This window comes from Flavobacterium sp. (genome assembly GCF_044349645.1).
GTDB lineage: Bacteria > Bacteroidota > Bacteroidia > Flavobacteriales > Flavobacteriaceae > Flavobacterium.
In genome coordinates this window covers 1-8,243 of sequence record NZ_JBIKQP010000051.1, presented here as the reverse complement: position 1 = coordinate 8,243, position 8,243 = coordinate 1, and the positions used below count along the sequence as shown (strand labels likewise).

The window sequence follows — 8,243 nt, the reverse complement described above, 5'->3', positions numbered from 1 at the left end:
CTATTTTACCAATTCTAGCGGGATTAATTTACTTTTTCTGTATTGAAGTGGTGGCACAGCAAAAAATAATTAATACCAATTCAAAAAGTACCAGTTCTGAATTAAATGACAAAGATAAAATTAGAGATAGTTATTATAAAGGTGTTTATGTGAAAATAAATGATGAAAAAAACAACAAAAACATTTCAACGCTTTATGAAAATCTTTCATTAGAAGACAGAAGAAAATATTTTTATTACATTCCGGAAATGATGATTGAAAATGAAATTCCAGAACCATTATTTGAAAAAATGAAAGTTAAAAACATGGCCGTTTGGATTAATGGAAAAGTTAGAACCAAAGAAGAAATAAAAAAATATAAAAGATCAGATTTTAGTTATTACTCCACTAGTTTTATTCATAAAAATGCTAGGTCTAAACGATTTCCACAAGAGTATCAATATTCGCTTTATACTAAAAAGTATTTTGATGAAAATTTAAAGAATAGTCATTTGCACTTCAGCGGAGATACAATTAAAATTCGCTCAGTTTCCTATAAAACTGCCTTGAAAAACTTCGTTAAACCAAGAACAAATGCAGATACAATCGTGTGGTATTCAAAAGGAAAAGACGGATATAATTTATATATAAATGAAGATAAAAAAATCAAAACGATTGTAATTGATGCTGGACATGGTGGCGTCGATTTTGGAGCCTCAAAAGAAGGATTGACAGAAAAAGCCCTTACAGAGATAATATCAAATAAAATCAAGAATAGAAACGAAAATGAAGATGTAAAAATTCATTTTACCAGAACTAACGATTCATTTATTGATTTAACCGAAAGAGCTCGAATTGTAAATTCCTATCAACCGGATTTAGCTATTTCTTTACATTTTAATTTTAATAAAAATATAGAAACAAACGGCTTTGAAATATACGTTTCTGATAGTTCGCCAACTTCAGAAAAATCAAGAGAATTAGCCAATCAATTAGCAGCAGTTATTTCAAATACTACTCCACTAAAAAACAGAGGTATAAAAGTTGCTCCATTTATGATATTAAAAAAATCAGAATGTCCAACTATGGTTGTTGAATTGGGATTTCTTTCTAACGAAAAGGATAAAGATTATGTAAATAGCGAAAAGGGGCAAACAGAAATTGCTAATGCTATTTTAAATTTTGTTTCTGGATTAAAAAAATAAGGCATATTTTAGGCACTGCAATTTGCAGAAGATAAATATTAATTTCATCGAAACCACTATTAAATAATTGGTATGTTAGTACTTAAATTTTATGAAATCAACATAATCTGCATTGCGATGAAAATCATATTAAAATGACGACAAGATGAAAACAAAAAACATATTTATTTTTTTAATTGTTTTTTTTATAAACAACGCCCTATTCAGTCAAGATAATAAATTTAAAATTGAAGATTACAAAAAAATAGGCCGAACAGAATTTTTAGAAATACAAAAAACGAATCCGAAAATTAATATAAAATCAATTTCCGAGAATGGAAATCCTTTTACAAAAATGGAAGTTGATTCATTAATTAAGAATTCTAAATTTCAAAACTATATTCAAATTCTTCTAAAAGACACTATAAACAATGAACTTCTAATTTTGACACGAAAACTAAATAAAGAAGAAATTAATAATCAAAAAGCTGAATATAAAACTAAACTTAAGGCGGAAAAAGAGTTTAGAAAAAAATTAAATGGTACAATAATAGACGAACTTAGTTTCGAAGATAATGACGGTTTAAAATTTAATTTAAATAATTTGAACGGTAAGGTAATAGTGTTAAATTTTTGGTTTACTCAATGCAAACCTTGCGTAGCTGAATTTCCTGAATTGAATAAATTAAGAGAAAAATTCAAATCGAAATCAGTAGAATTTTATGCTGTAACATGGAATGACAAAGAAACTGTCGATAAATTTTTATTAAATCATAAACTTGATTTTAATATTGTTCCAAATGGAAAAACAATAATAGATAAATTTAAAATAAGACAATATCCTTTCAATATATTAATAGATAGAAAAGGAAAAATCCATTATATTAATGATGTTTTAGTTTTAAATGCTTTAAAAAAATTAGAAAATAAAATTGATCAAGCTTTATTGGATTAAAATAACAACTTTCATTTTTAATGTTTAGTGATAATAACTTTTGATACCTCCAAGAGTTATTTTAACTCTGTAGTTAGCAAGTCTAATAATAGTAACACAAATGTTATTACTAAAGGCATCAAACTAATAAAAAGTCCATTTGATGATTTGTAAGAATAATTACTATATTTGGAATAAATATAATAAGACGACAATCATACCAACCCTACCCTTTTTGGGTTGCTTTGTATGATTTTGTCATACCTATATACAAGTTGGCAGAAACCTTTTAAAAACGAAACGAAAAAAAATGAAAAAATTATTTATTTTATTATTGATCTTATTGAGTGGAATTTCATTTTCCCAAAAAATTATTAGAGGAAAATCAGTTGGCATAAGTTTATTGGGTTTAAATGTTGATTTTTCTTCAAAATATACAAAAGCAGAAATTACACATATTAATGGAGAAAAAGAAGTTGGTTATATATATGGATTTATTCAAAATAAAGCATTAAGCCTAAACATAGGAAATCCTTTTTCTTCAAGTTTTAGCGATGCCCTAAATTTATCTGATAAATCTTTTAGCTTTAAAAAGGAATTGAACCAAAAAGCAGAAAATTTAAATAGTGAAAAAATCAATGAAGTTAGAATACTTAACGATAGTATAACTGTTAATCATTACAGATTAATGGATTTAGCAACTGTAAATTCTGACGGAACTATAAAAGATTTAAAAAAGAAAGCATGGTTACCATTCTATAGTGAAAATTTTATAAATATTTTTTCCTATGATGTTTATGAAGAAATAGAAGATTCGAGAGGAAATAGAACTGGAAATTTTGAAAAAGCAGCAACAATGATTTATCTAAATAATCCAAAAAATAATTTTGCAATTAATGTTATGGATTATGGAATTACTGATATTTTTAGTAAAACTAAATTGCTTACTAAATGGACAGGTGGTTTGTTAGAAGTTTTTAAAGATTGTCCACAATTCATAAAAGCAAATATTAACGAAAAAAAAATATGGAATTTTGAATCAAAATATTTTGACACGGAAGAATTAGAAAAGACAAAAATAACGGAAATAAAAAGTGATAAAAGTCTGAAAAAAAATGAAAGAAATATAAAGTTAAATAATTTAGATTCTGAAATTCAAATCACACCTTATCTAAGAATGATTGAAGATTATAAAAATACATGTAAATAAGGCATCTGCCAACAAGCGTTTTGCAAGATTGCGGGGTAAGTGCTTTTTTAGAAACTTTAGTGCTTATTGAAAGTTCAGGGATATTTAGTAACTTAAGTGCTGAAAGCCCGCAACCTCGCAAAGCGCCGACCGTTAGCACCAATACTAAAAGACAACAATTACATCAATGAGTTTGACAACAGAAAATTTCAGTTATTCAACATTTTTAAGCAGCATGGACTTTGGTGTATCCACAGGTTCCGGTTTTAGACTTAATAATGGTGATGACCAATATTTAATAACTGCGAAACATGTAATTTTTGATAGTGATAATAAATTGAGATGCGACACATTTCTTACTACATCTCAAAATTCAATAGGCGAGCCTGACGATGCTAGAACACTAATTGTTGATTTGACGAAATCAAATATCATTGAAAGCGGAAATGATGATATTATTTGTATTGAACTCGTTTTAAATAATAATTATGAAGTTCAAGTAGAAGGAAGAAATATTATAACTGCGCAAACAGAAGACTTGTTGACATTAGATAAAATTAAAATATCTTCTAATGTTATTCAAGTGGGATTCCCTACATCATTGTATTTGGAAGGATTTGAATTTTTTGACATTAATCGACCTTTATTAAGAAAAGGAATTGTAGCAGGAATTCACTCTAAGGAAAACACTTTCATTATTGATTGTCCAGCATTCTATGGAAATAGTGGCGGCCCAGTTATTCAAAGCACCGAAAATGGCGAATATAAAATTATTGGTATCGTTTCAAGATACATACCATTCGTAATGGAGTGGAAAAATAGACACGAAAGACAATTTACCCGTGAAGAGTTCTATAATTCAGGATATGCGGTATGTGTTCCTTTAGACTCAATTATTGAAAGTATTACTAAATCCGAATCTGTTGCAAAATGATTTTACCTCAAACTAAAAATCCAAGCATCAACAGATTGATTAATCCAAACATCAATCGAATGATTAATCCAAACATCAATCGAATGATAAATCCAAACATCAATCGAATGATTAATCCAAACATCAATCGAATGATTAATCCAAACATCAATCGAATGATTAATCCAAACATCAATCGAATGAATAACCCAAACATCAATCGAATAATTAACCCAAATATCAATCGAATGATTAACCCAAATATCAATCGAATGATTAACCCAAACATCAATCGTAACTATGACGGTTTATTTGTTTTCAACATGCAACTTAATGTCGTTGAGTTTATAGTTAAAGTAGAAAACACAGATGTTATACAGTTTTTTGATAGTAATTTAAATAACACAAGATTTGGTATAAAACATGACCAAAAAGGCTATGCATTATTTGATTTAAAACTAAATTACATTGGACACCTTGAAAGTGATTCTCAAAATGGATTCAATGAGTTTAACCTTAATAATGAATGGAGATGCATAATAAAATAAAAAGTACTGGTGCTGACAGGCGTATGGCAAGATTGCGAATTTTGTAGTAAAATCACGTTTACATTTCGCAAGAAATTTTATATTTAACAAAAAGTAATCAGTTCCGAAGTTCGCATCTGCGTGAAGCGGCGGATCGTTATGAGCAAGAAATCGACGAATCCTTTTCAAAAGAAACAATATGAGTCACCTTACCAAAAAACATGAATTACTCGGCGTAATGTACGAAGATATTCCAGGCGAAGGCGGAGTAAAACATAACAGAATGAAACCGGCAGAAATAGCAACAAAAATGAAAATATCGTTGTTAAAGGCATTAATACTCATTAAATTTCTAAAAGCACGAGGAGAAATTCGCCCATCATTTATTGGTGCAGAAAATTTAGATGAAGTAAGACATGATACGCTTTATGAAATTACACCAGGTGGAATGATTGCTCATCAATTTGGTTATTACAAAAATCAGTGGCTAAATTCGTTAAAAGACAACGCCAAAGATTTAATAGCAATAGTTACGCCTTTATTGTCATTAATAGTAGCTTTAGTTGCAATTATTTATTCTAAAAACACAGATTTAGAGAATAAAATTGACAACATTGACAAAAAAATTCATAAAATTGAAGTTACAATATCTACTAGCAGCAAAGCGAAAATAACTGACAAAAGTAAATTGAAAAAAGTCGAAGTGGAAAAAGCGGAAGTGAAAAAAATTGAAGAGAAAAAGTAAAAATTGCCAGCTCATAACAGCGGTTTCGCGCAATTGCTGGTTTTTATTTTTATGTGTTCACGAAAAACATTTATCTTTGACAGAAAATAATCGGTTCCGAAGTTCGCAACTGCGTGAAGCGGCAGAACGTTATGCGTCAGCTTACCAAACTAAACGAAAAATTGAAATGAAACTAAAGTTACTTTTATTAATTCCTTTTTTTATTCTTTCCTCTTGTAAAAAAAATGTGGATTTGTCCAAAACGGAAAAGAAAATAGAAGAGCTTAAAAAAGTAAATGAGTCTAAAAGCAAAAATCATTTAAAAAGTATTCCCACAAGTTTTTCACTTGACAATTTTAATGAAAGCTTTGATGATATAAATGGTCCAACTTGTGTCTTCGCAGAAACTGAAAAAGATTATGAAAACAAAAAATTTTTATTTGTATCAAACTTTGATAGTATAGGTTATATATCAGTAAACCATAAAATACTTCGATTAGAACTTATCGAAAGAAAATATAAAGCAAAGACAACCGAAAATGAAGATTATTTATGTGTTTATAAAGGCATGAAATATAAAGTTTATCTACATATTACTGTTGACAATACAAAGGAATATAATGATGAAAGTTGGTGGAATAAAGGTGAACTTACTATTGAGAATGACAAAGGAGAAAAAATTACGAAAAATTTTATTGGTTTGAGTAATATATAAAGCCGAACGCATAACAGCGGTTTAGCGCAATGGCTGGTTTATTTTTTCTAAGTCGGAAATGTGTCCAATAGAAATTTTAATATCTTTACAATAAACAATTTAACAACCCGCCACTACGCCAAGCCGCGGAACGTTAGTGACAATTTTATGAAACACCTTCTTTACATATTTTTTCTAGCAACATTAAGTTGTAATAATCAGTCTAAAAAGATTGATAAATCTGTTATTAAAACAAATAATGATATTGTATTAAAACATCAAATAGACAATTCGAAACACTACACAAAAAAAGACACTGTTTATATTAATACTGAAATTGGAGAAACGCTAAAGTTTGCAAAAGCAGAATTTAACCAAATTATAGATAAGCATCCCGAGTTTTTTGAAAAATATCCTAAGAATCCTGACCAGTTATATTTTAATGATAATGATAGAGAAGAATTTGGAAGTGAAGTTGGACAAGACACTTATTATGTATTATATGCTTATTTTTTAAAACAAAGAAACGGCATTGGCAAATATGCACAACAACGTAAGAAACTTATTGAACTATACTCAAATGTTAATTCACTATTCGGTCAGATTCAATATGGTGGAACATACTTTGGACATCAAGCAATGAGAATTTTAGGATACGCTGAATATTCTATTTATCTTCTTCCAAAAGAGAAAAATGAAATCCAAAAAACTTATGACATCACCGAGCAAAAAAAACTTTACATAAAATCGCTAAGACAGCTTATAGAAGATGAAAGTAAAATTGACTTTAATACTTTAGGAAAGGAAAAAGAGGAACGAAATAAAAACCTTAATAGAATTATTGACGAAATAGACAAACTAATTTCAGATAATTTTTATTTGAGCCGAACGCAAGAATTTCACTACGGACATTATGAATATTATTAACAAGAAAAACTGCTACTAACAGGCGTTTGGCAAGATTGCGAATTTTGTAGTAAATTCACGTTTATTTCTCGCAAGAAATTTTATCTTTGATAGAAAATAATCAGTTCCGAAGCTCGCAACTGCGTGAAGCGGCAGAACGTTAGTGGCAAGCTCCACGCAGACTCAATAAAGATACTTACAACTGAAAATTTAAATATTATACAATGAAAAATAAAGAAAAAAGTTTTTTTGAGAAATTTGGAGAATATAAATTCTTCCAAGGTATGATAGCGTTAATAATTTTTGTTGTAATAATTATATACGTTTTAATAGAAAATTTATTAAGCTAAATTAAATCATTAGAAAAACTGAAGATATTACAAATTTGGAATTTAATATTTATATACTTCATATTCCGAAAGATCTTTGACTAACAAGTTTAATGGAAAAAAGCCAGCCACTAACGGCGGTTTTGCGAAATGGCTGGTTTTGTTTTTCTAAGACGGAAATTACTAAAAGGAAAATTCGATATATTTACAACTAACTATTAAACGAGTCACCACTTTGCAAAGCCGCGGAACGTTATGTGATAGTTTTTTCGACATTCAGTTTTCACTTGAAACCAAATATTAATGACAAATAAAACAAAAATCTTATGAGAAAAATAATCTTCGCTTTCTTAATCTTGGCGACAATAGCCAATCTTGTTATTTTGATAATTGCATTAACTAATAATTCGTCAGAATTTTATAATTACAGATTTGTAATTGGAATTTTATTTATGATGTTTGGAGGACTTTTAACAAGGCAAATATTGAGTTACCGAAAAAGCGCTATGTAATAGTTTCGAATGAAATTTGTTTTGCACAGAAGATGGAAAATGGAAAGTAGAATCCGAAGTGGAAACTGGCAAAGTTTGCGTGCTCAAGTTTAGGTAAAAAACCATCACATAACAGCCGTTTCTCGCAATTGCGAATTTTGTAGCAAGTTCACGTTCACGTTTCGCAAGAATTTTTATCTTTAACAGAAAATAAACTGTTCCGAAGTTCGCAACTGACGATAAGCGGCGGAACGTTACCTGCTATGTTAGAAAAACAGAGCGTTAAAAATGATAAATATGGAATACGACAGAATGAAATTTAAAATTTGGACTTGGAAAAATCCAATAATGTTACATTGGATTATAAATCCAG

At 28.7% G+C, this 8,243-nt stretch carries 9 protein-coding genes; all 9 read left to right on the top strand.

Annotation, left to right across the window (positions count from 1 at the left end):
- The coding region (locus tag AC9UFV_RS08810; RefSeq protein WP_509574937.1) for an N-acetylmuramoyl-L-alanine amidase family protein at nucleotides 1-1,184 on the top strand (1,184 nt) is incomplete at its 5' end.
- 145 nt (nucleotides 1,185-1,329) lie between these two features.
- Nucleotides 1,330-2,118: a TlpA family protein disulfide reductase gene (locus tag AC9UFV_RS08805; RefSeq protein ID WP_509574935.1), complete on the top strand. Its 789-nt coding sequence runs from the start codon at nucleotides 1,330-1,332 to the stop codon at nucleotides 2,116-2,118.
- A gap of 289 nt (nucleotides 2,119-2,407) precedes the next feature.
- Nucleotides 2,408-3,307 (top strand): hypothetical protein, encoded by a 900-nt coding sequence (locus tag AC9UFV_RS08800; protein WP_509574933.1) that lies wholly within the window; start codon nucleotides 2,408-2,410, stop codon nucleotides 3,305-3,307.
- 166 nt (nucleotides 3,308-3,473) lie between these two features.
- Complete coding sequence (locus AC9UFV_RS08795) at nucleotides 3,474-4,220, top strand: S1 family peptidase (RefSeq protein ID WP_509574931.1); 747 nt, start codon at nucleotides 3,474-3,476, stop codon at nucleotides 4,218-4,220.
- Nucleotides 4,217-4,747 carry a hypothetical protein gene (locus tag AC9UFV_RS08790; RefSeq protein ID WP_509574929.1) on the top strand — a complete coding sequence of 177 codons (531 nt, stop codon included), beginning with the start codon at nucleotides 4,217-4,219 and terminating at the stop codon, nucleotides 4,745-4,747. Before AC9UFV_RS08795 ends, AC9UFV_RS08790 begins: the two co-directional genes overlap by 4 nt.
- A 178-nt stretch (nucleotides 4,748-4,925) precedes the next feature.
- The gene (locus AC9UFV_RS08785) at nucleotides 4,926-5,471 is read left to right on the top strand and encodes a hypothetical protein (RefSeq protein ID WP_509574927.1); all 546 of its coding nucleotides are present in this window, start codon (nucleotides 4,926-4,928) and stop codon (nucleotides 5,469-5,471) included.
- Between the two features lie 76 nt (nucleotides 5,472-5,547).
- The gene (locus tag AC9UFV_RS08780) at nucleotides 5,548-6,165 is read left to right on the top strand and encodes a hypothetical protein (RefSeq protein ID WP_509574925.1); all 618 of its coding nucleotides are present in this window, start codon (nucleotides 5,548-5,550) and stop codon (nucleotides 6,163-6,165) included.
- 147 nt (nucleotides 6,166-6,312) lie between these two features.
- Complete coding sequence (locus tag AC9UFV_RS08775) at nucleotides 6,313-7,071, top strand: hypothetical protein (protein WP_509574923.1); 759 nt, start codon at nucleotides 6,313-6,315, stop codon at nucleotides 7,069-7,071.
- Between the two features lie 634 nt (nucleotides 7,072-7,705).
- Nucleotides 7,706-7,891, top strand: a complete 186-nt coding sequence (locus tag AC9UFV_RS08770; RefSeq protein WP_509574921.1) for a hypothetical protein — start codon at nucleotides 7,706-7,708, stop codon at nucleotides 7,889-7,891.
- Nucleotides 7,892-8,243 lie beyond the last annotated feature (352 nt).

What these genes read in the sequence shown, in the direction of transcription:
- AC9UFV_RS08770 (WP_509574921.1), top strand. Translation starts at nt 7,706, where the DNA reads ATGAGAAAAATAATCTTCGCTTTCTTAATCTTGGCGACAATAGCCAAT.
- AC9UFV_RS08805 (WP_509574935.1), top strand. Translation starts at nt 1,330, where the DNA reads ATGAAAACAAAAAACATATTTATTTTTTTAATTGTTTTTTTTATAAAC.
- AC9UFV_RS08790 (WP_509574929.1), top strand. Translation starts at nt 4,217, where the DNA reads ATGATTTTACCTCAAACTAAAAATCCAAGCATCAACAGATTGATTAAT.
- AC9UFV_RS08775 (WP_509574923.1), top strand. Translation starts at nt 6,313, where the DNA reads ATGAAACACCTTCTTTACATATTTTTTCTAGCAACATTAAGTTGTAAT.
- AC9UFV_RS08800 (WP_509574933.1), top strand. Translation starts at nt 2,408, where the DNA reads ATGAAAAAATTATTTATTTTATTATTGATCTTATTGAGTGGAATTTCA.
- AC9UFV_RS08785 (WP_509574927.1), top strand. Translation starts at nt 4,926, where the DNA reads ATGAGTCACCTTACCAAAAAACATGAATTACTCGGCGTAATGTACGAA.
- AC9UFV_RS08795 (WP_509574931.1), top strand. Translation starts at nt 3,474, where the DNA reads ATGAGTTTGACAACAGAAAATTTCAGTTATTCAACATTTTTAAGCAGC.